The following is a 24,799-nucleotide window of genomic DNA, read 5'->3' on the forward strand; positions in this document are numbered from 1 at the left end:
AAAAACACCAACTTTTTTTATTGAGTTTGGCAGTGTAGGAATAACACCGTCAAAATAGCGTGCTGATTTTTCCCAAAAGATAAAACCCATATAATCGGGTAGGAGCAATCCCACTTCGAGTATATTATCAGGGTATTTCATGCCACAGATTTTGAGTTTCATAACTAATGATTTTTTCTTAACAAAGTTCACAAAGAATACGCTAAGTTCGTTAAGAATTTAACAATTATTTGTGCTCTTAGTCCTAATTTAGTTTCGTAATAAATTCGGTAGCAGCTTTTCCAGCATTTTCTGTTTTCATGAAGTTTTCCCCGATTAGAAATCCTTGGTATCCAAAGGGTTTTAATTCAGTTATAGCTTCGATCGAACTGATACCACTTTCTGAAATTCTCACAAATTCAGCCGGTATTTGTGAGGCTAATTGTTTGCTGTAATCTAAACTTACTTCAAAAGTTTTCAGGTTTCTATTGTTCACTCCAATGATGTCTAATGTTGGCATGATTGATTTTTCCAGTTCTTCTTGATTGTGTACTTCTAATAATACTTCAAGCCCCAATCCTTGAGCAAATTCCGATAGAGATTTTATTTCTTCTCTGGTCAATACCGCCGCTATCAGCAAAATCAAATCCGCTCCATAGGCTTTGGCTTCGAGGATTTGGTATTCATCTACAATGAATTCTTTTCGCAATAATGGAATAGCTACTGAAGCTCTTGCCAAAAGTAAATCGTCTAAAGAACCGCCAAAATATTTCCCGTCTGTCAATACCGAAATTCCGCAGGCGCCGGCATTCTCATATCCTTTTACCACTTCCTCCACTGTAAAACTATAATTTATCTCTGCTTTTGATGGAGAACGGCGCTTGTGTTCAGCAATAATTCCAGTAGTACTATTTCTTAAGTTTTGGCTCAGAGATATAGTCTTTTTCGAAAAAAAGATAGAGGCTTCTAATTGAGAAACCGGAATGATTGATTTTTTGAGAATGACTTCTCTCCTTTTATCAACTATTATTTTATCTAGGATATTCATTTATTTAATTTAAAGATTGAAAAATTTAAAGATTGAAAAATTTCTATGGACCAACAAATTACTCTTTAATTGTGGTGTTTAAATATTTTATAAAGTTGGATAAGTTTTGAGAAATCTCGACACTTAAATCATAACTTTTGTCAATTTCTAATTGCGTTAATAATTCTAATTCTCAGGCTAAAATTAACATACTTCTAACCTCTGCACAACTTTCTTTAGAAAATTTTAGATAGCGTATTAATTGTTTGTTATTATTATATTCCGACCCTTCAGCAATATTATTCGTTATAGAAATAACTGCTCGTTTTATCTGATCTTTGTAACCGAATTCTTTTTCAAAAGATTTACTATCCAATAATTTAAAAATCAATTTTGCCAATTGAATTCCTCTTTTGTATACTTCAAATGGCTTTGTCATAAATTTTAAATCCTTTAATCTTTTAGTTCTTTTATCTGCTCAATTCCTGCAAAGTAGTCAATGCTTTTAACCCTTTTCCGGAAATAAGACTTTCTTTAGCTAATTCAAACCCTTCAAGCGGTGTACATTTCGTTGTCGTTGCAATGGCCATTCCTGCATTGGCACAAACCACATTATTTTGTGCTTCCGTTCCTTTTCCGGAAATGATGTCGGTAAACATTTGAGCTGATTCTTCAATTGTTTTTCCACCTTCGATTTCACTTTGTGATAAGAGACGAACGCCAAAGTCTTCTGGGTTTAGGATTCCTTCTTTCGAGCTGGTGATTATCTTTGTGGGTCCGGTCAATGATACTTCATCATAGCCGTCTAGTGAATGCAAAATGGTCACATTTACATCAGTATTTTGGTATAAGTAGGAATAAATTCGAGCCAGTTCTAGATTAAAAACCCCTACCAACTGATTCTTTGGAAAAGAGGGATTTACCATTGGTCCGAGCATATTAAAAAAGGTTTTTACCGCTAGCTCTTTTCGGATTGGCCCCACATTTCTCATAGCAGGATGAAATAAAGGGGCGTGTAAAACACAAATACCCGCTTTGTCAATGCTTCGCTCTAAGAAATCAGAATCACTACTGAATTTGATTCCCAGTTTTTCCATCACATTACTGGATCCGGAAATAGACGACACCCCATAATTACCGTGTTTAGCAACTTTCACTCCTGCTCCCGCAGCTATAAAAGAGGCTAGTGTAGAGATGTTAAAAGTGTCTTTCCCATCACCGCCTGTTCCACATAAATCGATCGTGTTATAGTCTGATAAATCGACGCGGATGCACAATTCTAATAAGGCTTCCCGGAAACCGGAAAGTTCTTCTATGCTGATACTACGCATCATAAAGACTGTCAAAAAAGCGGAGATTTGACTTGGATTATAACTGCCGTTGGATATATTGACCAAGACGTCTTTTGCTTCCGCTGTCGTAAGCACTTCGTGATTGATTAATCTATTTAATATGTTTTTCATTAGCCTTCCCCAGCCCCTCCGAGGGAGGGGAGTACCTATTGGGGTAAATAGGGTTTTTATAATTTAAGTTCGTTTTAATTATTTGTTCTCCCGTTTGGGTACAGGGGGCTTTTTACCCAATTTTCTAAAATCTTTTTACCGTTTGGCGTCAACACACTTTCCGGATGGAATTGTACCCCGCGCACATCAAAAGTTCTGTGGCGCAAGGACATCACCTGGCCATTTTCGTCAAAGGAAGTCGCTTCCAGCATTTCGGGTAAAGTAGGATCGACAACCCAAGAGTGGTAGCGACCCACTTCAAACTCGTTTCCGAGACCTTCAAATAAAAGTTCGTCATCGACGACTGTTTTTACCATTGTGGCAATCCCGTGGTAGACTTTTTCCAGATTGGATAGCGTTCCTCCATAGACTTCGCCAATTGCTTGCTGTCCAAGGCAAACGCCAAGAATGCTTTTTGTAGCGCCGTATTTCCGGATGATCTCTTTCAACAGTCCGGCTTCTTCAGGAACTCCGGGACCGGGAGAAAGCAGTATTTTGTCAAATTCTGCTATTTCATCGATATTAAACTCATCGTTTCTATACACCGTTACTTCGCACTCTAAATCTTCCAGATAATGGACCAGATTGTATACGAAACTATCGTAATTATCTATAACTAATACTTTTTTCATTTTGTCTTTTTTGTTTAAAGTTTAAAGTTTAAAGTTTCAGGTTCTGCCAACTGATACTAAATCACTAAAAACTGACCACTTATTTTCTATATTGTTTCCGCTAAATCCAGCGCTTTATTCAACGCAAGGAGTTTATTGTACACTTCTTCCTTTTCGCTTTCTTCATCAGAACCGGCAACAATTCCAGCTCCTGCTTGGGAGTGTAATTGATGATTTTTGCTCAGGAAAGTTCGGATCATAATGGCATGATTAAAATTCCCTTCAAAATCCATAAAGCCAATAGCGCCACCGTAAAAATTACGATTTGTTTTCTCGTATTCTTCGATCAGTTGCATGGCTCTATGTTTTGGTGCTCCACTTAATGTTCCTGCCGGAAAAGTATCGGCGACTACTTGCATTGTGCTGGCTTTATCGTGTAAATGCCCGGTCACTCTGGAAACCAGATGGATTACATGAGAGAAAAATTGTACCTCCCTGTATTTGTCCACGGTGACTGTATGTCCATTTCTGCTTAAATCGTTACGAGCCAAATCAACCAGCATCACGTGCTCACTGTTTTCTTTTTTGTCTTCGGATAATTGTTTGGCTAGTATAGCATCTTTTTCATCATCACCTGTTCTTTTAAAAGTTCCGGCGATAGGATGGATTTCTGCTTTACGGTCTTTAACGATAATCTGTGCTTCGGGTGAAGAGCCAAATATTTTGAAATCGCCATAATCAAAGAAAAACAAATAAGGGGAAGGGTTAATGCTTCGCAACGCTCGATACACATTAAAATCATCCCCTTTGAAACCTTGGGTGAACCTACGGGATAAAACCAATTGGAATACATCCCCACGAAAACAATGTTTTTTGGCCAAAGCCACATTGTGTTTGAACTCTTCGTCTGTCAAATTTGAAAAGCCTTCGCCTTCTTTTGAAAATTTATATGAGGCAATATTTCTGGATTGTAGTAATTGTTCAATTTCCGAAAGATTGTTTTTTCCATCTAAACTGTGGCAAAAGAGATACGCTTCATTTTTAAAATGATTGATTGCGATGATGTTTTGATACACCGCATAGTACACATCTGGTATCGAAATACTATTGTCTTTTTTGGCGATGGTTACTTTTTCAAAATAGCGAACAGCATCATAGGAGATGTAACCAAACAAACCATTATTGATAAATTTAAAGTCGTTTTTCTCGGACTCAAACTGCCCTGAAAACTGTTGAATTACTTCTGGAATATTTGTGCTGGCATCTATCGCTATTTTTTCTTCAGTACCGTCAGGGAAGGTTTTGTAGATTGTTTCGTTTTCTATCTTTATCGAAGCAATAGGGTTGCAACAGATGTAGGAGAAACTGTTATCACTTCCATGATAATCACTACTCTCCAGAAGAAGGCTGTTGGGGAATTTATCGCGTATTTTAAGATACACACTCACAGGAGTTATGGTATCAGCGAGTATTTGTTTGTATTTTGTGTTAAATATGAAAGATTTCAATTTGTTTAAATTTTAAGGTTTAAAGTCTTAAGTGATTTTGAAAATAAATAAACATAAAAAAAAGGCCTGTCGTGATGACAAGCCTTTTATAATTATAGTTAATAATACCATAGGAGCTTAGTTCACGACGTTTGACGTAAATTGTTCCACCACCAAGTATTGTTTGTATTTGTGTTCATGTTACAAAGATATGCATGTAATTTGGTTATTCAATTATAATGGAATAAAAAAAACTAGATTTTAGTTCTTTTTTGCTACATTTCCTTTCGGAATCAGCATAAAAACTCCAAATGAGTGCTTGCTGGAGATTCTTGCGTTGATTTTGAAAGATATTAGAATTTCAAAGCTACTGCCAATTCAAAATCATCAGAGATTGCTTTATCTCCTAAATTGTCGAAGAAGCTTCCTGAACCGTATTTAATATCATATTTAGTTCTGTCAACTTTGAAAGCTGTTGTAGCGGTATTTCCATTTACGGTAATATCAAATGCTACAAGATGTGTAATGTCCTTGATCATCAAGTCTGCAGTTATTGCATACATGTTTTTACCTTTTACTGCAACAGTCTTAAAAACTAAAGTAGAATTAGGGAATTTTTCAGTTCCGAAAAACTGCTCTGATTTCAAGTGACCGTTTAGTTTGCCTAAAGATTCACCAGAAAGATCTGTTGACGTTAATGTTGGCATGTCAACTGTGAAATTTCCTCCGGCTAATTTATCTCCTCTGAAGATTAAAGTACCTTCTTTTACATTTACGGTTCCACTATGCTGTCCGGTTACTTTTTTCCCAACCCAGTTGATGGTACTTTTTGAAACATCTACTTTTTTTGTTTGCGCCGTTACCGATAAAGTTGAAAATACTACCGTTAATGCTAATGCAATTGCCTTAAAATTTTTCATTTGTTTTATTGTTTAATTTGGATTAATAATTAGATCGTTATAAATAAATCTTCTTGTGATTTTCTAACTTTTTTATTGTGTTGAGTTGCGTCTTCGTCATGTCGATAACCTAATGGGGCTAATAAAGAAGCGGTATATCCTAATTTGTCTAAACCTAACAATTCATTGACTTTTTCAGGAACAAAACCTTCCATAGGTGAAACATCTATTTTAAGTTCAGCGGCAACATTCAATAAATTACCCATGGCTAAGTAAGTTTGTTTTGATGCCCAGACATTTTTATCATCTTCTGTTAACGGTTTGATATATCCTTTTATAAAATTAGCATATCCGTTCAATGACTCGACAGGAACGTCTCGAGTAATACTGGTGTTTTTTACGTAATCATCCACTTCTGTGTCACCAATATTAATTTTACTAGCAAATACTAATAAATGGGAGGCGTCAATAACTTGTGCTTGTCCCCAAGCCACAGTTTTTATTTGGGCTCTTAACTCTGGATTTTCAATTATAAAAATTTTATAGGGTTGCAATCCGAAGGAAGAGGAACTTAAACGTATCGCTTCTTTTATAGTATTTAAATCTTCGGCAGTTACCGTTTTTGTTGCATCAAATTTCTTTGTTGCATATCTCCAATTCTGATTTTCTAAGAAAGTACTCATAATTTATATTTTACTGATTTCTGTATTTTTCTAATAATGTATTTAACTGCTCTAATTCATCAGCGTTCAAATTCTTTGCAAAGTGTTGTTCGTGATCAAGTACTTTTGGATCTAGCTCCTGTAAAAGATTTAATCCTTTTTGATTAATCAATACTTCTATTTTTCTTCTGTTTTCTGTACAAACTTGGCGTGTAACAAGCTCTTTTAGTAATAATTTGTCGACTAGCCGAGTTGTGTTACTCGTTTTTGCGACCATGCGTTCTTGAATTAGACTCATGTTAGCAGGGTTCCCTTTTTGACCTCGTAATATTCGCAACACATTATATTGTTCGCTCGATAATTCATACGGTTTTAAAAATTCGTTGAATTTCTCATTGAGTACGTTTTGAGCATACAACACATTTAGAATAATCCGCTTAGAGTTCTTTAAAATGGCTGTCGTCTTTATAATGTCTTCAATTTTCATACCAACATCTGCTTTATTTGTTGGTGCAAATGTAAGGCTTTTTTATTTGTATATACAAATGTTGACCTACTTATTTGTTAAAATTAATAAAAGTGTTCGCATTATTACCATTCGAGCAGACGCTTTTCAGTAGCTTTAAGGACTAATTCCGGAGCAGTGCTTTCGGATATGTCTTTATTGTGCATAAAAGCCAAAATCGAAATTTGGTTTTTTATTTTGTTTTACGGCTGTCTTACATTTACGATTAAAGACGGTTTTAAGAGGCTAATTATGTGACAGGCAAATGTGTATTATTAGTAAAAATAGCGATGGTCACTTGAGATTCAAACTCAAAATGGTTTCCCACTGCTTCTGCACAGTTTGTAATGTCATCGATTAATACATCAATCTGTTCTGTACTTCTAGTGAAAGTACAAATGCAACACGATATATTATCTTCAGATGCGAATAAGATATCAGTTTTATTTTCTAGCAGATTTTAGTACATATTAGCGTGTTGATATTTAAATTTTGCCATCATTAAATCCTATTTCCCGTGGACGTCGTTCACACTGTTCAGCTAATTATAATTTGTATAAATAGCAGTTTTTCAAATCGATAATGCCTAATTTATTAATGGCAAAGGATCAAAATAACGGACTATGGATATTCAGGAATCTTGCAACCCATCAAATCTTTGCGTTGGCTTTGTTCGCTTTTTTAGTTAGCTATAGCCATTTTGAAGTTCATATCTAGTATTGGAAACATTTGCTTGATCTTTTCGATGCTCCATAAAATGAAAACCACTTTGTTCTAGTAGTTTTTTAGAATTTTCATTTTTATTGTGCGTGAATGCCTCAATCTTGTCTAATTTTAATTTATCGAAACCAAAATCAATAACGCACTTTAGCGCTTCACTCATAATTCCTTTATTTTGGAATGCAGGATTTAGACCATAACCCACCTCAGCAACGGTATTGTTCTCAGAAAAATTCCACAAACAGATTGTTCCGATAATTTCAGCTTCCTGTTTAAAAGTGATTCCCCAAGAAACCGATTTATTATTTTCGAAGTCATCATTTACTTCTGTAATAAATTCGATTGCTTGAGCCATGGTCTTTGTTCTTCTATTTTCAGATCTTTCTATGAACTGATTTACCGTTTTATCAGAGCGTAAATATAAGATAACTGCGGCATCAAATACCTCCATTTTTCTTAATAAAAGGCGTTCTGATTTTATTTCTGGGAAAGATGCAAAGTTCATTTGAGCGTAGTTTTGTTCAGACCGAATATAAGTAATAAATGGTTGTAATTTAAATTGGCTTGATGGAATCAAAATCTTTTCCACGCATACGTGTCATTTTCATGAAGGAGAAATGCACGCTTGCCTTGCTTAGCTTTGGTTATAGTCTTTAGTTTTCTTTAGCAAATCTTCGCTAGCTTTAGTTGTACGATGTCCATACGAAAGGATTCTTGCGCTTGCGACTGAATAGAAAAAGCGATTTGAGTAAATACCCAAACCGCTTTTGCATCTATAATAATGGTTACTAATCAATTAAAGTAACCAAGTCTTCTTTCCTTTTTCTCACTTTAGTAAGATTAACTAGCCAATCGTTTTCACTGTCTCTATAACCCACAGGAAGCATAACGCAGCTTCTAAGTCCTTTAGCTCTTAGTCCAAGTATTTCATCTAGTGCATCAGCGTCAAATCCCTCTAAAGGAGTAGTGTCAACCCCTTCAAAAGCTGCGGCAGTAATGTCTTGTGCAAACGCAATATAGGCTTGTTTAGCGGCATGGTTAACGTTTTCTTCAGCATCCTTTTGCGGATAACTATTTAAAACTATTTGACGGTAATTTTCCCAACCTTCGTTTTTCATGTCTCGAATTGTGTTTGTTAAATCAACCATCTCGTTGATGCGGTCTGCAGTATAAGTATACCAAGCTGCAAAGACAAATAAATGAGAGCAATCAGTGACTACAAATTAAGTCCGATAAATAGGTGTGATTTTTTCTTTCACTTCTTGATTTGGAATCACAATGACCTAAAAAGGTTGTAAGCACTTGAAGTTGGATCAAGTGATATGGCTTCAATGGTATTGTCCATTTTTTCTTGATTCACTTTTGTACTATTCATTGCCTTAGCAGCGTATCTTCAATTCAATTTGTTTAACAATTCCATACTGTTTGTTTATTTATTTTTATTCTGTTTTTTTGTTGTTGTCTTTGAGGACTGTAATCCAATCATTAAGCATTTCTTTCAACTGAATGACATCAGATATATTGATGTTCTCAGTAAGTACTATTTTGATTAGTTTTCAGGAATGGGTTCGGGTTGCCCTTTAAGTATTCTTCCTTTTTTTGTAAGCTCCACGATAACACTTCTTTCATCTTCACTGGACCTATTCCGTTGTAAAAGTTCTATTTTCTCCATGCGTTTGAGCAATGGCGAAAGCGTATTAGTGTTCAAGAGCAGTTTCTCTGTAACTTGATTTATAGAAAGTTCATCGTTTTCCCATAATACCAGTAATACTAAATATTGCGGATACGTAATCCTCATTTCGTCTAAATAGGGTTTTTAGGCTTTAGTGATCAAACGGGAAGCGGAATAGAGCGGCAAGCAGATTTGACTACTTAATTTTAATTTAGCGTCATCTATGTTAGACATTGGTTTTACTATTCCTCCATGCTGTAAAAGCGGCTGTTGACCATAAGGCCCAAGCAATTAGTACTGGTTGGAAAAACAGACGAATTAAACGTGAATTATCTGAATCTAAAGATCCAAAAGCATCTTTATGGTCTAGGTATTGTGCAATATTGCCTGGAAAAACTAAAATGAAAAATAGTGCAAGTACCCAACCAAAAGTTGTTCGTTCTTTTTTCCAAAAAGCCAATCCGAGACCCAATGCCATTTCTAAGATACCAGATAGTACTACTACCAAGTCTTTGCTAAGCGGCAGCCAGTCTGGCACTTGTGCCTGAAAGTCGACCCTATTAAAAGTAAGGTGACTGAATCCCGCATAGACCATAAAGATGGATAATAGAATTCTAAAAATATTTTGTGTCAATGTTGTTTCTACAGTTTTACTCATCTTATCGATTTTAATCGCAGGCGTTTGTATCGTGCACGAAACGAATGTACTAAATTGTTTTATGACCAATAATTTATTGGGAAAAAATTTTGTGTTTATCTAATTACGTGATGATTGATTTGAAATCTACAATAGCTTTAGAGAGCCGTATCGCAGGGTTTAGATTCGGTCTCGTTTAGTTCCTTTTTTATTTGTTTTTGATGGTTATACTTAGCCAATAATCCCATAAATGACCCAAAGAATAAAAAGTTAAATAGAAGTTTAAGTATCTTAAAGTCTTGTTCCTGAGAATAGTCAAACCCTGCCATAAGTCCAGCGTAAACTAGGCCAGATATTAAAAATGATTTTATAAATAATTTATTTTCTGCTTTCATATTTCTTATTACAAGTGTTTTTATGGATGGTAATTTGGGAAAAACGCATTATTTTTTCGTCAATATCCAATTGATTAAGTTCATCAGGATTATTCCTGGAATATAGAAAAAGGCCGCAATAATATTGTAAGTCATCGCAGTACTCACAATAATGCTTGTCAGCATATTACCTTGGCCGATTGCATACAAGGTCTTGTCAATTGCATAGGCCAAAATTCCAAGAACAATAGCTACTACTATTTGAACTATGATTGCTTTGTTAAATGCTTTAGTCAAAGTATAAAATTGAAATTCATTGAATAATCTTAGCTTTAGACTATGAATTAAGACCGGTAAACCAAATAGAAGGATAGTTAGAATTGTTATCATATCAATTTCTTTTATCATAGATTTTGAGTTCTTTTAATTTCCAAGCCGCAAAAATTTTAGCTTACTATTCGTGAAGCTAATATAAAAAAAAATAGTACAAATCATTTATTGATTTTTAGCGTGCTTAAGGGATTTTAGCCAGTTTCTTGCGGTCGCACGTAGTAGAACGTTATTATTGCGGAAACCCTCCTGTCCGATATATCGGAAAGCAATCCCATCCAGCTGCTCAGCTTGCGCTACAGTGTTAGTGTGATTGCTTCGTTACTCATGCAATGATAATAATGTTGTGCTTTGCGTGAGGGATAAAAGCGGCATCCTTTAGGGCGTTTCTTTTAGCCATAAAGATAGAGCGTATAGCCCGACCCCACCGCAAAGGAGTGGAGGCGGGGACACGCCCAAAAAAATAAGCGCATAAAAAACCCGAGCTGCTTATAGCAAATCGGGTTTTAGATTTTATAAAATAGGAATTAGTCTTTCAGTCCTAATTTGGCTAATATAGTTTCTAATAAACACCATTTTGTAAAACCGGATTGAATTAAATTAACTCCTATAAAAACCGTAAACCACAACCAGTTTATATTTACATAAACTGCAAGTAGTAAACTGATTAATATAAATGAGCCTACTACAATTCTAAAAACTTTATTTTTCATATTATTATTGCGATGGACGAAGCAATTTCCTCCTCTAATTTAAGTGTTATTAATTGTGTTTTATCTTTTTTACCACATAGAGTCATCCATTTTATGCTCTTGATTGAGAAACTAAGCTTTAAGATAGTTTCACATCGCTTTTTAAAAAATTTATTTTATTTCCTTTTATGTTGCTATGATTCTATGTGGTTTAACTTTTAATTTTTAACCATTCAGCGACATCCATTTTATGCTCTTGATTTAGAAACTAAGCTTAGAGGTGTTTCCACATAGCTTTTGAAGAAATCATTCTATCGCGTTCTTTTTTCTATGATTCTGCGTGATTAAACTTTTTTTTATTAACTGTGTTTTTCAATATTCAATACTGCCACGTGAATGTTAGTAAACGTTTTTTGCTTTGCATTAAAAGCATTTACTTTTGCAAAAAAAAGGCATCTATATTTCCAACTTGCAAAAAAGGCATTTTAGAGTAGGGAGTCGTTCTCGTTTATTTCGCTTCCAAACCAATTGCTTTCTATCGATTCTTCGGAAATATCCTTAAATCCTGTTACGGCTTTCTAGCTAAAGGTTTTTACATCTGCTTGTTTCAACATTTGCTTAACGGTTGCGTCAAATTGCTTTTATTGCGGTAATCATAAGTAGTTTCATAGCGTTAAGGTATTATCCTCGGCTAACCTCCCCAAAGGGAGGAAACTGGAGGCGTTAAATTATACAATATTTTCTTTTTTAGGTTCTTCATTCCCATCTTCGGTAGAGTTGACAGAGGATTCCCATTTTTTTCTCTCAGTCACATAATAAATCAATGGCACGACAATCAATGTTAGAATAGTAGAAACGATTGCTCCAAATACTAATGAAATCGCCAAGCCTTGAAATAACGGATCAAATAAGATAATGGAAGCGCCTATAACTACTGCTCCAGTCGTCAAAAGAATAGGGGAGGTTCTTACTGCTCCTGCTTCAATAATCGCTTGTTTTAATGGTTCTCCATCATTTAATCTTATTTCGATAAAGTCAATCAGCAAAACGGAGTTTCGTACCATAACTCCTGCCAAGGCTATCATCCCAATAAAAGAAGTTGCTGTGAAATAAGCACCTAATAACCAGTGCCCAAAGACAATCCCGATTAACGATAGCGGAATCGCTAGCATCATCACCATTGGTGTTTTGAAGTTCTGGAACCAGCCCACAATCAACATATAAATAATCACGATAGCTACTAGAAAGGCTACTCCTAAATCACGGAATACTTCTAATGTTATCTGCCATTCACCATCCCATTTTACCGTAAAATTACTTTCATCTGTAGGTTGGTCCATGTATAATTCATTGAGTTGGTATCCTTTTGGAATTTTCATTTTATCTAATTTCTCCGTCATTCCCAGAATCGCATACACCGGACTTTCTAATGCTCCAGCCATATCAGCAGTCACATAAACCACTCGTTTTTGATCTTTTCTATAAATAGTTTTTTGTAATGTGTCTGTTTTTACTTTTACCAAATCACTCACCGGAATCATATTCCCTTGGCTTCCTTTTATTTTCAGGTTCTGAATGTCTTGCAAGCTCGTTTTGTCTTTATCGTCAAGCGAAAGAGCAATCCCTACATTGTTATTTGAATTTTCAGCGTACAAACTAGAGATAGGATATTCTTGCAATAAATACGTCAAATTCCCAACTATTTGTTGCGGTGCAATGCCGTTCAGCATCGCTTTTTCCTTTTCAACTACCAGTTTGTACTCCGTTTGATCGGCTTCCACAGTCCAGTCGATATCTACAACACCAGCTGTTTTATGCAGAATATCCTTTACTTGTGACGCCACTTTAATCTGGCCCTCATAATTGGGTCCGTATACCTCAGCTACTAATGTTGATAAAACAGGGGGTCCCGGTGGCACTTCGATGATTTTTACATTCGCCGCATATTTTTTGGCGATTTTTTGAATTTCAGGACGAACCTTTTTAGCAATCTCGTGACTTTGTAATTTTCGATCTCCTTTGTGTAATAAATTCACTTGAATATCGGCCATATTGCTTCCACTACGCAAATCATAATGACGCACTAATCCGTTAAAAGTGATTGGAGCCGATGTTCCAATGTAGTTTTGATAATCAACAACTTCTGGTACTGTTGTCAAATATTGTGCGATTTCTTTAGTAACGGCTGATGTTCTTTCCAGAGTTGTTCCTTCCGGCATATCAATTATTACTTGAAATTCATTTTTATTATCAAAAGGCAACATTTTTACTAAAACGGATTGGGTGAAAAACATACCAATAGAACCAAATAATAATAGAACTGTTATCCCAACAAGGACTCTTCGCTTCATACTGCTTTCCAACAAAGGACGCTCTAGCCTGTTGTATATTTTATAAATTCGGCTTGTTTCTAAGCCTTCGGCATCTTTATGCTTTTGCTCGTCTTTTTTTTCCGAAGTATTATTTAAATTTTGGATGTCAAGAACCCACTCTTTATCTTTATTGGAAGATTCTTTTTTGTTGTGGGTTTCTTGTAATAAATGATACCCCAAATAAGGCGTAACTGTCAAGGCAACAAACAGGGACAATATCATGGCAATCGAAGCTCCAATAGGCATCGGACTCATATAAGGACCCATCATTCCAGATACAAATGCCATTGGTAAAATAGCGGCAATAACCGTAAATGTTGCTAAAATCGTTGGATTTCCTACTTCGTTTATCGCATAAATAGCGGCTTGTTTAAACGGGAGTCGCTTCATCTTGAAATGCCTGTGCATATTCTCGGCGATAATAATACTGTCATCGACGACAATTCCCACGACGAAAACCAGTGCAAAAAGTGTGATGCGGTTCAACGTATAATCCAGCATATAATAACTGAATAAAGTCAAAGCAAAAGTCAATGGAACAGAGAAGAAGACCACTAATCCACCGCGCCATCCCATGGCAAACATGACTAAGATCGTAACCGCCAATATAGCGATACCCAAGTGTAGTAATAATTCACCCACTTTATCAGAGGCGGTTTCACCGTAATTACGGGTTACTTCAACATGAACATCATTAGGAATCATCGTCGTTTTTAGATGGTCAACTTTGGCAATGATTTTCTCTGATATTTTCATTGCATCTGCTCCTTTTACCTTACCAACAGATAGGGTTACGGCAGGATATTCTGATTTTGCATCTTTATATTTTTCATTTGATTTGCTATACCCAAAAGACACGTAACTTTTTGCGGTAGACGGTCCGTCTTGAACCATAGCTACTTGTTTTAGGTAAACAGGTCTGCTTTTATTGATACCTACAACCAGATTTTCCACATCTTCTGATGAGGTTAAGAATTTACCAGTCGTGATCAAATATTCCTCATCATTATTGACAAAGCTACCGGATTGAGAGCTGCTATTACTGGCTTGAATCATTTGCATGATACCTAAGGGATCAATGCCGTTCTCTGCCATTTTATCTTTGTCCAAAACTACTTTCAGTACTCGGTTTCTTCCGCCAATTTCTTCCGTTATGGCAACATCTTTGACTTTTTCTACTTCAGAGGTTACTTCTTCAGCGATTTGGCGCAATTGAAAACCGTCCATTTTGTCGCTCCAAAGCGTGATCCCAAGCATGGGTACATCATCAATAGAACGTGTTTTTACCATCGGTTTAGAAACCCCTTTTGGAAACATATTCTCATGTTTGGCGAGTTCGTCGTATAATTTCACATACGAACGCTCGACATCCTCACCTACATAAAATTGAACGATGAGCAGTGCCTGACCATTCATGGCCATAGTATGAATGTGTTCAACTCCTTTAATATTTGAGATGATTTTCTCTAAAGGTTTCGCCACACGGCTTTCCACCTCAGTGGGGCTCGCTCCTGGATATCCCACCATGACGTCAGCCATTGGGACAATAATTTGTGGCTCTTCTTCTCTTGGAATAAGAAAAGAACTGTAAACACCAATGATCATCAAACCAACCATCATCAAAATCGTTAGCTTTGAGTTGATGAAAAAGTTGGCAATTTTGCCTGAAATTCCTTCTTGCATACTATTTTATTTATTTGGGCGTGACCACAAGGGTCGGGCTATTCGTTACAATCTTTTTCTTGTTCTCGATATTTCCGCTAAAAAGCGTAAACTCGAACTGACTAAAAAGGATTTTCGCTACTATCCCTCACGCGGAATTAACAATAATTTATTTACTGAACACTGCTTATTTAACACTCACCTTCGCCCCGTTAAATAATTTTCCTTCGGCAGAGACTATGTAGTTTTCATCAGCGGATAATCCGGATAAGACTTCGACTTTTTCACCATATTTTTTTCCTGTTCTCAACCACCTTAGAATTGCGACGTTTTCATTACTCACAGTATATATTCCAGTAAGTTGTCCTTGTCTTACTAAAGCACTTTCAGGAACTAAAACCATTGTGTTTGGGGTGGTAGTGCCTTTGTTTTCTATCGGGAATTGTACATTGACAAACATTCCTGACAAAACAGAACTGTCCGTTTTGTCTAAATTTATTTTGACTAAATATTGCCCTCCTGTATTCTTAGCAGATACGCTCACTTCGCTTACTTTACCAGTTAGTTTTTCGTTTGATGATTTTACTAAAACGGTTACCGGCATTCCTTTTTTGATAGAAGTGATGTCATTTTCTGATACCATAGCGCTAACCTCTAATTTAGAAGCGCCTTCTACACTTACTAAAGGCATTCCAGGATTGGCCATATCACCTTCTTTTACATAAGTATTTGTTACCACTCCAGAAAACGGTGCTGTGATATTAGCGTAGTTGAATTGTGCCATTACCTCATTTCGCATTTGTCGTGCCCCTTCTAATCCTGCTTTTGCCATTTCATAACGAGCCGTCATATCGTCTAATTCTTTTTGTGAAGCACTTTGTTGTTTGAACAACGTGACAAAACGATCGTAGTCTTTTTTAGCATTTTTATATCCGGCAGTGGCCTGCAAGATACTGGCGTCAACCTGTGCTTTTTTAGCCAGTAAATCAGAATTATTGATGCTGACTAATAACTGACCTGATTTCACTTTCTGTCCTATTTGCACATATACTTTGGTTATATAACCCATCATTCGCGTACTTAAATCTGCGCTGTTTTCTGCTTCAATTTTTCCACTTGCACTTACAAAATCGCTGTTGGCTTTTTCTGAGACTCCACTTACTTTAACCGCAATTGCTGGAGATTCTGCCAGCGCTTCTTTTTTTTCTTCGTTACAGGAAGATAATGTAGCGATTGCTATTGCAATGAATAGTATATATATATTTTTCATGAGTATGATTTAATTGGTTTGCTTTATTTTTTTCTTTTTTAAACACATAGAGACATAGTTTTTATACTTTTCATGTAAAAGCTATGCTTTCGGATAGTTCCACATAGTAATGTGGAAATAAAATGCCTATGAAATTCTTCGCAATATATTTTTATATGATTCTATGTGTTTCAATTTTTTCTTTATTCTGTTTTCTTACCGCTTATTTTGTTAAAAACTGTAAATATTCCTGAGTGTAATTGTATTCAAAAACAGCTTGTAAATATTCCAGTTCTTTTTTGAATAGCTGCGTTTCAGATTGTAATAAGTCTGTCGTTTTTTCTAATCCTTGGGCAAAACGATTACTTCTTATTCTGTATGCTTCCTGTGATTGTTCTAAATCCAACATGGAAAGGCCTACCTTGTTTTCGGCATCATTCAACTGGCGATTCGCTTTGTTTAATTCTAGTTGGCTTTTGGCTTTGTATTGTTGAATTTCAATCTTCGCTTTTTGGAAATCAGCTTTCGCTTTTTCCATTTTTCCAATTGATTTATATCCGTCAAATACATTCCATACTAATTGAGCTCCCACTACATATCCTTTTGCGTTAGTCCCAAAAAGTGTGTCATCGTACAATTCATAACTACCAAAAGCATTTAAACGGGGCAAGAAAGTCGTTTTACTCGATTGCAACATTTTTTGATATGCTTCAGTAGATTGTTCCATCGCCTGAATGTCTTTTCTGTTTGCAGAAAGCGATGTGTTAATCGTTTTTAAAGTAATGGTGTTTTCTAATCCTTCAGCAGGCTTGTAGACAGCACCGGTAAGATCTTCGTTCAATAGAAAAGCCAAGTAATCAGAGGCGTTTTGTACGTTAGTTTTTGCATATTGCAATTGGTTTTTTATTTCATTAACGCGAACTTGCACGGATAGTAAATCTGTTTTTTGAAGAATTCCTTGTTTGAAATAGTTTCCTACTAATTTCAAATTTTCTACACCAGTAGCAGTTGCTTTTTCTAAAACAGCAACTGCTTTATAGGCAAGCTGCAATTCCATAAAAGATTTGTTTACTTCCAGTTCTAAGTATTCTTTTGTGCGTTCTCTTTGTAACTCAAAGGCATTCATTTTAGCTCTTGCAGCCTGTCTTCCATACAATCCATCTACATTAATGATGGGCTGCAGAATTTCAATTTTAGTAGCAAAGTTTGTTGTTCGATTTGGATTATTTAATAGTTCTGGGTTAAAATCAGAGGCTGTTATTGTCGCCTGATTCAATTTAGACCCAAAAGCCATCAGAGGATTGTTAGTGGCAATAGCGGTGTGCGAAGCAGTTATGTTGGGTAAAAATAACGAGTTGGATTGTCTGTAATCTGCCTGTGCTGATTTAAATTCCTGGTTGGCAATCTTAATTTGTAAATTTTTATCAGCAACTTTCTGCCAAAGATCAACTTTCGAAATAGACAAGGTATCTTGACCATAACTATAGTATGAAATTGAAATTGTGGCTAATAGTATTATTACATTTATTTTCTTCATAATTTTAATTTCTAATTATTGTACAAAGATAATTTCACAAGAAGGGCTACACAGTAACAAATGTCACAGTAGAAGAATAAAATGAAAAAAGGGCTGTATAATTGATTAAAGCAATCTGCGTTTCTGACCTAACAATCTGTTTTTGTGTTTTTAGCATATTCATATATTAAAAACAGAAGAATAACCGCATGTATTTATGTAACTATATGTTTTACAGGTATTTATTATTTTGATAAATTTAAACTCTAGATTGCAGAATGTAAACGGGGCTGTTTAAAGTAGCATGTAAATAAAAAAAATAATATTGTTTAAAAAGATAAATGGAGAATAAATTAATTTTTAGTGTAGTTGGACGGATATTATTGTAGTTGAACGTGTATTATTTGTATATTGCCTCATAATCAAATTTTTATGAATAAAAAGTTTCCCCAGTCTACTCACGAAGATTTACTCAAGATAATAGCAAATCAAGAGGAACAAATAAATAAACTAAGCGAAGGCGGTAACACGTTAGCCAGTTTTGAATTCTACCTCAAGGAATCCGAGGATTTTTTATGTATCGCTGGAACTGACGGCTTTTATAAAGAAGTAAATCCAGCATTCTCGAAAAAAACCGGGTACACAAAAAAGGAATTGCTTAGTACCAGTTTGCTTTCATTTATTCATCCTGAAGATATAGTAAAAACGAATATTGAAATAGAACGACTGTTTAACGGTCAGACTTCAACAAGTTTCGAAAATAGATATATTAAAAAAAATGGAGAGGTTTTAATTATTCAATGGAATAGTAGTTTTGAGCCCACTGGAAAACTTATTTATGGAATAGGCAGGGATGTATCCCAGATGCGAGAAGCGCAACTGAAAATAGTTACTAATGAGAGACTGTTAAATGACGCTCAAAAAATCGCGAAGATTGGAAGTTGGGAATTCGATGTAATCAATAAAAAAATGATTTGGTCGGAAGAATTATATTCCATTTATGAAGTTAAAAAGAATTCAAAAGAGAAGTTATTTCAATCTTATTTAAAACGATTCTCAAAAAAAGCTATTGCTGTATTTGAAAATAAAATTAAGCAATGTTTCTTGGATAAGAAGCCTTTTGAAATTGAGGAGGCGGCTCATTTTTCTAGTAATAGAATAAAATGGCTTAACGTAGTCGTTATTCCTGTAACGGATATAAATGGAAAGGTCATAGCTCTACAGGGGAATACACAAGACGTCTCTTTAAAAAGAGAAATAGAAGAAACATTAAAAGCTAAGGAGCAAATTGAAATTATTCTTAACGCAAAATTAATTGAAGAGGAAAGTAACAGTAAATTTAGAAGCTATATTGATAATGCTCCTGAGGGAGTTTTTGTCGTTGATGAAAAAGGGAATTATTTAGAAGTAAATGCTGCTGCTTCTTTTATAACTGGCTTCTCCAAAGAGGAGCTGCTAGTGATGAAATTCGGCGATTTATCCACTCCAGAATCACGTAAAAATACCATAAAACAATTTAAAACTCTTCAGGAAACGGGTAGTTTAAAAGGAGAGCTTGAAACGGTTCATAAAAGCGGAGAAATTGTAAATGTTTCAGTTGATGCAGTAAGACTATCAGAGAGCCGTTTCCTGACATTTGTAAAAGATATAACAGAAAGCAAAAAGGCAAAAAAGCTACTTACTAATACATTTGAACGTATAACTGATGCTTTTGTGGCACTAGATACGAATTGGTGTTATACCTACCTCAATAAAAAAGCGGGAGAAATATATAATCGAAATCCGGAGGATATGATTGGCAAGAATATTTGGAAGGAATATCCTCAAGCCATAAACCTCCCTTTTTTTACGGCCTGCCAGCATTCAATTGAACAACAACAATATATTTATATTGAGGAGTACGATGCCCCCTCGGGTTTATGGTTTGAAGACCAGATTTACCCTTCGGCTGATGGCTTATCTATTTTTTTTAGAGACATATCCGAAAAGAAAAATGCGGAGGCGATTATTGAAAAGAGCGAAAAATATTTTAGAGCTTTAGTAGAGAATAATCAAGGAATTATCACTGTTATTGATGCAGCATATAAAGTTATTTTTCGAAGTGCTTCATCAGCCCGCGTCACGGGTTATTCAAATGCGGAATTTGATGTCATTAAAGGGGAAGACTATTATCATCCAGATTACTTAGAGTATGTCTATAATAAGATTCAAGAGTCCATCAAGAAGCCCAATATTCCTATTCCTGCATTATTTCAGGTAAAACACAGAGATGGAAGGTATATCTGGTTAGAAGGTGTATTGAATAACAGGCTTGATGATCCTAGCATAGCAGGCATTATTACAAATTTTAGAGATATTACTGAAAAAATAGCTTCTGAATTAAAATTAAAACAAAGAGAACAACGTTTTCAGGCACTAGTTGAGAATAATGAAGGTATTATTTCATTGGTGAACATAGAAAAGAAAAGTATATTTCGCAGCGCTTCCTCTGAGCGAATAACAGGATGGACAGATGAGGAATTTGATAGTATTCCTGAAAACGAATTTATTCACCCTGATTGCATGGCGCATTGGCAACAGACTAGGCAAAAAATATTGATCTCTCCAGGTTTGCCGGTACCGGTGTTGTTCCGCGTAAAGCATAAAAAAGGCCATTATATTTGGCTGGAAGGTATTTTAAATAATATGCTTCACGACAACAACCTCCAGGCAGTAGTAGTTAATTTAAGGGAGGTTACTGAGAGAATTGAGGCGAATAATACGTTAACAAAGGAAAGAGATGTTTTTGCTAAAGTAGCCGCAACTTCCCCAGGTTTAATTTACTCGATGCGTCAGAATAAAGATGGATCTTTAAGTTATCCTTATGCAAGCGATGCGATAACAGCTGTATATGGATTTAATCATGCCGAAATAGAAAATGATGCCAATAAGATTTTTGCATTGATTCACCCTGAAGATGTAGACGCTGTAATTGAAAAAGTTAAAACCTCAAAGGCTAAATTAGTTCCTCTTAAAGGTAGATATCGCTATTTTCATCCATCAAAAGGATTAGTCTGGCATGAGGTAAACTCTTTGCCGGTAGTCGAATTAGAAGGAACAGTTATCTGTCATGGTATTGTAACGGATATAACAGAGCGAATAGAGGAGGAGCATAAACTGCTTAAAGTCAATCGACTGTATTCATTCATCAGCCAGATTAATCAGCTTATTGTTCGCGCTACTAACGAAGAAACACTTTTTAAAGAGGCTTGTACTATAGCGCTTGAAGTAGGTAAGTTTGAGATGGCGTGGATTGGGTTAATTGATTCCAAAACAGATGAAGTGGTACCTGTAATGATTTCCGGCGCAGACAAAGGGTATTTCTCCAATATTAAAACGATTTCAACTAATAATGATATACTACAAGGGAGGGGACCGGCAGGAATAGCAATTAGAGGTAAAAAACATGTTGTTTGTAATGACATTGAAAACGATTCTATAATGGCGCCATGGAGAGAAGAGGCACTGCGTCGTGGGTACCAATCTTTAATAGTAGTACCTATAAAAAAGTTAGGTAAAGTAATTGGTGTTTTTGCTTTTTATGCTAATGAGAAAAACTTTTTTGATGCTGAAGAAATTGCATTATTAGTCGAAGCGACTGATGATGTCTCTTTTGCATTGGAAGTTTTTGAAAAAGAGATTCAAAATAAAAAAGCAGAAGAAGCTGTTTTTCAAAGTGAAAAAAGATATCATACACTTACGGAGGTTTCTCCTGTGGGAATATTTCGCACGGATGCAGCCGGATCTACTACTTATGTTAATCCTAGCTGGTGTCAGATTTCAGGACTGTCATTTCAAGAAGCTATGGGGAAAGGTTGGCTCAATGCAGTTCATGACGAAGATAAAACGCAAATTATCGATGTCTGGGAAAATGCAATCACCACTAATAAAAAGTCATTATCTGAATATCGTTTCATTCGCTCTGATGGTACAGTTGCCTGGGTCATGGGGCAAGCTATTCCTGAAAGAAATTCAGAAAATAAGATTGTGGGTTATGTTGGTACCGTTACTGATATTACAGAGCGTAAGCAGGCTGAAGATCGAATCTTTAAAGAAACACTACTCTCAGAAACGATAATAAAGAATTTGCCAGGAATATTTTATCTCTGCGATGAATCTGGAAAAGCTGTAAAATGGAACGAAAAATTCGAACTTGTTTTAGGGTACAACGATCAGGAAATAAGGCAAATGAATCCAGTGGATTATTTTGATGAAGATCAAAAGAATGTGATTAGGAAAAAAATTAATACTATATTCAAAAAAGGACATGCACCTATTGAAATTGAGCTTTATACAAAAACAAAAAATAAAATATTGTATTACATCAGTGCGATAGCAATAGAATATGAAGGACGAAAATGTCTTCTGGCGATGGGGTTAGACTTAACAGACCGGAAAAAAGCCGAAGAAGAGATTAAAAAAGCAAATGAGCGATTTGAAATAATTTCTTCGGCAACAAACGACGTATTGTTTGAATTAGACTTTGTTAGCGGTAAAAGCTGGCATAATAAAGTATTTTATGATAATTTAAACTCGAATGATAATAATTTGTCAAATGAGGAACATAAATTATTGTGGCGATCAAAGTTACATCCTGATGATAGCAATAGAGTCATCGAAAGTATTGAGGAATGTTATTCTGGAGTCTCAAATTCATGGTCAGATGAATTCCGTTATTTAAGATCAGATGGTATTTATGGTAATTTTTACGAACGTGCAATAATTATAAGAGATGATCAAGGCAAACCAACACGTTTTATAGGATCGATGTTAGATATTACTGACCTTAAAAAAGCCGAAGAAGAGTTCAAGAATACCAATAAAAAGATGCAGGCGATAATTGATGCTCTTCCAGACTTAATGATCGAAGTAGGTTTAGACGGTACCATTTACAACTACCATTCCCATCGTAAAGATTCCTATATGGAATACGGTGACCAAGTTATCGGTAAGAAAATTTCAGAAATATTGCCTGCTGATGCTGCTAATTTAGCCTTTTCAGCAATTCAGGAAGCAGCTGAAAAAGGGTTTTCAACCGGGCGTCAATACACCTTGGAAAGGCATAATGGATTGCGGTGGTTTGAACTTTCCATAGCTCCCATGAAGGAAACGGAGGAACATGATACCCACTTTATTTGTCTTTCCCGTGACATTACAAAAGTTAAGCTTGTCGATGAATCACTCGCGAAAAGTGAGGAAAGGTATCGAGGGTTATTAGATAATTTAGACGCAGGAGTCGTTGTTCATGCCGCAGATACTTCCGTTATTATGAGTAATCATAAAGCATCAGAATTATTGGGTTTAAGTCCTGAACAAATATTTGGCAAGAAGGCTATAGACCCTATTTGGAAATATTTAAATGAAGATAATTCGATTATTGATGTCGAAAAACATCCTATAAACTTGATACTTAAAACAAAAGTAGCGGTGAAAAATTTCACCTTAGGAATTAATCATCCTGATAGTGACAAGAGAGTATGGGTCTTAGTAAATGGTTTTCCGGTTTTAGACCTTAAAGGGGAAATTGCTGAAATTGTAATCAGTTTTATTGATATTACCGAGCGCAAAGTAATGGAAATTGAATTATTGAAATCAAAAGAAGAATCGGAAGCGGCTAACAAAGCGAAAACTGATTTTCTGGCTAATATGAGTCATGAAATCAGAACACCGTTAAATGGTATCATAGGGTTTACCCATTTGTTGATGAAGTCTGAACTGGAAAAGAACCAGTCAGAATACATGTCAACGATTAATGAATCTGCAACTTCTTTAATGCACATCGTAAATGATATTTTGGATTTTTCTAAAATTGAATCCGGGAAATTAGAATTGAATGTTGAAGCAGTTAATCTGTATGAATTAACCCGTCAGGTTATCGATTTATTCCGCCATCAAGCAAAGCAAAAAAATATTGATTTAGTATTAAATCTAAGTGACGATGTCCCTAAATATATACTTGCAGATTCTGTCCGATTAAAACAAGTTTTGGTAAATCTATTGAGTAATGCATTAAAATTCACAAGTTTTGGTGAAATACGATTGGACATTAATAAGATAGCGGTAATAAACAAGAAAAACATAACATTAAAATTTTCCGTAAAAGACACCGGTGTCGGAATTAAATTAGATAACAAGGAAAAAATATTTAGTTCATTTGTGCAAGAGGATAATTCAACTAATCGAAGGTTTGGAGGCACTGGATTAGGACTGGCTATCTCAAATCAATTACTGGCATTAATGGACAGTAAGTTGCAATTGATCAGTATGCATGGAGACGGAAGTGATTTTTTCTTTGAAATTAAATTTGAAAAGTTTAAAACTAAGAATAAGATAGCTTCTGAGGACATAAGTATAAGTGAGACTAATGTAATCCAGTCCATTAGTGATAAAAAAGTTTTAATTGTTGAGGATAATAAAATTAATATGCTTTTAGCAAAAACACTTGTCAGAAAAATAATTTTAAATTGTACAATCTATCAAGCGATGGACGGAAACGAAGCTGTGGAATGTTTTAAAAAGGAAAAGCCAGATGTTATATTGATGGATATTCAAATGCCTAATAAAAACGGATACGAAGCTACTCATGAAATCAGGAAGTTAGCAGGTGGTTCCACTGTTCCTATTATCGCGATAACTGCTGGTATAATGACTGGTGATAAAGAAAAGTGTCTGGAGGAAGGTTTAGACGATTATTTGTCAAAACCTATAATTGAATTTGATTTAGAACAAATATTAATGAAATGGCTAAAGAAATAAAATGCTTTTTAATAGCTTTTTTTCAAAAGCCAAAGCATATGATTTACTGTAGTTATTGAACAGAATAAGATTATTTTTATAAATCGCGCTAGTTTTTATTCAAATTAG

General features: G+C 35.3%; 18 protein-coding genes and 2 pseudogenes. 1 reads left to right on the plus strand and 19 read right to left on the minus strand.

All coding sequences use genetic code 11. The features are described from left to right. From A3SG_RS19545 to A3SG_RS0109535, 19 genes and pseudogenes are all read right to left on the minus strand, one after another. Positions 1-162 (minus strand): annotated as a pseudogene (locus A3SG_RS19545) (phosphoribosylanthranilate isomerase); the annotation flags it as partial. A gap of 82 nt (positions 163-244) precedes the next feature. Beyond that, the gene (gene trpC, locus A3SG_RS0109445; RefSeq protein WP_016989776.1) at positions 245-1,027 is read right to left on the minus strand and encodes an indole-3-glycerol phosphate synthase TrpC; all 783 of its coding nucleotides are present in this window, start codon (positions 1,025-1,027) and stop codon (positions 245-247) included. A 172-nt stretch (positions 1,028-1,199) separates the two neighbouring features. Next, the gene (locus A3SG_RS19550; RefSeq protein WP_016989777.1) at positions 1,200-1,445 is read right to left on the minus strand and encodes a four helix bundle protein; all 246 of its coding nucleotides are present in this window, start codon (positions 1,443-1,445) and stop codon (positions 1,200-1,202) included. Between the two features lie 31 nt (positions 1,446-1,476). Next, on the minus strand, positions 1,477-2,469 hold the full coding sequence (gene trpD / locus A3SG_RS0109455) for an anthranilate phosphoribosyltransferase (protein ID WP_016989778.1): 993 nt from the start codon (positions 2,467-2,469) through the stop codon (positions 1,477-1,479). Positions 2,470-2,543: 74 nt separating this feature from the next. Further along, a complete protein-coding gene (locus tag A3SG_RS0109460) occupies positions 2,544-3,140 on the minus strand; it encodes an anthranilate synthase component II (protein ID WP_016989779.1) in 597 nt (198 codons plus the stop codon). An 86-nt stretch (positions 3,141-3,226) separates the two neighbouring features. Further along, positions 3,227-4,627, minus strand: coding sequence for an anthranilate synthase component I family protein (locus A3SG_RS0109465; RefSeq protein ID WP_016989780.1), 1,401 nt, complete (start codon positions 4,625-4,627; stop codon positions 3,227-3,229). 332 nt (positions 4,628-4,959) lie between these two features. After that, entirely contained in the window at positions 4,960-5,526 is a 567-nt protein-coding gene (locus tag A3SG_RS0109470; protein ID WP_016989781.1) for a YceI family protein, read from the minus strand. Between the two features lie 29 nt (positions 5,527-5,555). Next, entirely contained in the window at positions 5,556-6,188 is a 633-nt protein-coding gene (locus A3SG_RS0109475) for an NAD(P)H-dependent oxidoreductase (protein WP_016989782.1), read from the minus strand. 10 nt (positions 6,189-6,198) lie between these two features. Continuing rightward, positions 6,199-6,654, minus strand: a complete 456-nt coding sequence (locus A3SG_RS0109480; RefSeq protein WP_016989783.1) for a MarR family winged helix-turn-helix transcriptional regulator — start codon at positions 6,652-6,654, stop codon at positions 6,199-6,201. 703 nt (positions 6,655-7,357) lie between these two features. Then, complete coding sequence (locus A3SG_RS0109490; RefSeq protein ID WP_016989785.1) at positions 7,358-7,897, minus strand: GNAT family N-acetyltransferase; 540 nt, start codon at positions 7,895-7,897, stop codon at positions 7,358-7,360. Positions 7,898-8,180: 283 nt separating this feature from the next. Then, positions 8,181-8,767: pseudogene (locus A3SG_RS21215) on the minus strand (nitroreductase family protein). 174 nt (positions 8,768-8,941) lie between these two features. Continuing rightward, on the minus strand, positions 8,942-9,190 hold the full coding sequence (locus A3SG_RS22300) for a MarR family winged helix-turn-helix transcriptional regulator (RefSeq protein ID WP_016989787.1): 249 nt from the start codon (positions 9,188-9,190) through the stop codon (positions 8,942-8,944). Positions 9,191-9,290: 100 nt separating this feature from the next. Beyond that, positions 9,291-9,722, minus strand: coding sequence for a DoxX family membrane protein (locus A3SG_RS0109505; protein ID WP_029596714.1), 432 nt, complete (start codon positions 9,720-9,722; stop codon positions 9,291-9,293). Between the two features lie 137 nt (positions 9,723-9,859). After that, entirely contained in the window at positions 9,860-10,096 is a 237-nt protein-coding gene (locus A3SG_RS21865) for a hypothetical protein (RefSeq protein WP_016989789.1), read from the minus strand. 48 nt (positions 10,097-10,144) lie between these two features. Beyond that, the gene (locus A3SG_RS0109515; protein WP_157485386.1) at positions 10,145-10,465 is read right to left on the minus strand and encodes a hypothetical protein; all 321 of its coding nucleotides are present in this window, start codon (positions 10,463-10,465) and stop codon (positions 10,145-10,147) included. Between the two features lie 467 nt (positions 10,466-10,932). Further along, the gene (locus tag A3SG_RS0109520) at positions 10,933-11,118 is read right to left on the minus strand and encodes a DUF2892 domain-containing protein (RefSeq protein ID WP_016989791.1); all 186 of its coding nucleotides are present in this window, start codon (positions 11,116-11,118) and stop codon (positions 10,933-10,935) included. Between the two features lie 707 nt (positions 11,119-11,825). Then, complete coding sequence (locus A3SG_RS0109525) at positions 11,826-15,152, minus strand: efflux RND transporter permease subunit (RefSeq protein ID WP_016989792.1); 3,327 nt, start codon at positions 15,150-15,152, stop codon at positions 11,826-11,828. 166 nt (positions 15,153-15,318) lie between these two features. Further along, the gene (locus tag A3SG_RS0109530) at positions 15,319-16,401 is read right to left on the minus strand and encodes an efflux RND transporter periplasmic adaptor subunit (protein ID WP_016989793.1); all 1,083 of its coding nucleotides are present in this window, start codon (positions 16,399-16,401) and stop codon (positions 15,319-15,321) included. Positions 16,402-16,603: 202 nt separating this feature from the next. Continuing rightward, on the minus strand, positions 16,604-17,917 hold the full coding sequence (locus A3SG_RS0109535; protein ID WP_016989794.1) for a TolC family protein: 1,314 nt from the start codon (positions 17,915-17,917) through the stop codon (positions 16,604-16,606). Between the two features lie 411 nt (positions 17,918-18,328). Between A3SG_RS0109535 and A3SG_RS19565 the strand changes: the two genes are divergently transcribed. Further along, positions 18,329-24,691: a PAS domain S-box protein gene (locus A3SG_RS19565; RefSeq protein WP_016989795.1), complete on the plus strand. Its 6,363-nt coding sequence runs from the start codon at positions 18,329-18,331 to the stop codon at positions 24,689-24,691. Positions 24,692-24,799 lie beyond the last annotated feature (108 nt).

Source organism: Flavobacterium sp. ACAM 123, assembly GCF_000264055.1.
Lineage (GTDB): Bacteria > Bacteroidota > Bacteroidia > Flavobacteriales > Flavobacteriaceae > Flavobacterium.

Excerpts from the sequence above, each read along its gene's own strand:
- A3SG_RS0109515 (WP_157485386.1), bottom strand. The coding sequence starts at position 10,465 with ATGATAACAATTCTAACTATCCTTCTATTTGGTTTACCGGTCTTAATT.
- A3SG_RS0109490 (WP_016989785.1), bottom strand. The coding sequence starts at position 7,897 with ATGAACTTTGCATCTTTCCCAGAAATAAAATCAGAACGCCTTTTATTA.
- A3SG_RS0109480 (WP_016989783.1), bottom strand. The coding sequence starts at position 6,654 with ATGAAAATTGAAGACATTATAAAGACGACAGCCATTTTAAAGAACTCT.
- A3SG_RS0109530 (WP_016989793.1), bottom strand. The coding sequence starts at position 16,401 with ATGAAAAATATATATATACTATTCATTGCAATAGCAATCGCTACATTA.
- A3SG_RS0109470 (WP_016989781.1), bottom strand. The coding sequence starts at position 5,526 with ATGAAAAATTTTAAGGCAATTGCATTAGCATTAACGGTAGTATTTTCA.
- A3SG_RS22300 (WP_016989787.1), bottom strand. The coding sequence starts at position 9,190 with ATGAGGATTACGTATCCGCAATATTTAGTATTACTGGTATTATGGGAA.
- A3SG_RS0109525 (WP_016989792.1), bottom strand. The coding sequence starts at position 15,152 with ATGCAAGAAGGAATTTCAGGCAAAATTGCCAACTTTTTCATCAACTCA.
- A3SG_RS21865 (WP_016989789.1), bottom strand. The coding sequence starts at position 10,096 with ATGAAAGCAGAAAATAAATTATTTATAAAATCATTTTTAATATCTGGC.
- trpC (WP_016989776.1), bottom strand. The coding sequence starts at position 1,027 with ATGAATATCCTAGATAAAATAATAGTTGATAAAAGGAGAGAAGTCATT.
- A3SG_RS0109535 (WP_016989794.1), bottom strand. The coding sequence starts at position 17,917 with ATGAAGAAAATAAATGTAATAATACTATTAGCCACAATTTCAATTTCA.
- A3SG_RS19550 (WP_016989777.1), bottom strand. The coding sequence starts at position 1,445 with ATGACAAAGCCATTTGAAGTATACAAAAGAGGAATTCAATTGGCAAAA.
- A3SG_RS0109460 (WP_016989779.1), bottom strand. The coding sequence starts at position 3,140 with ATGAAAAAAGTATTAGTTATAGATAATTACGATAGTTTCGTATACAAT.
- trpD (WP_016989778.1), bottom strand. The coding sequence starts at position 2,469 with ATGAAAAACATATTAAATAGATTAATCAATCACGAAGTGCTTACGACA.
- A3SG_RS19565 (WP_016989795.1), top strand. The coding sequence starts at position 18,329 with ATGAATAAAAAGTTTCCCCAGTCTACTCACGAAGATTTACTCAAGATA.
- A3SG_RS0109475 (WP_016989782.1), bottom strand. The coding sequence starts at position 6,188 with ATGAGTACTTTCTTAGAAAATCAGAATTGGAGATATGCAACAAAGAAA.
- A3SG_RS0109520 (WP_016989791.1), bottom strand. The coding sequence starts at position 11,118 with ATGAAAAATAAAGTTTTTAGAATTGTAGTAGGCTCATTTATATTAATC.
- A3SG_RS0109505 (WP_029596714.1), bottom strand. The coding sequence starts at position 9,722 with ATGAGTAAAACTGTAGAAACAACATTGACACAAAATATTTTTAGAATT.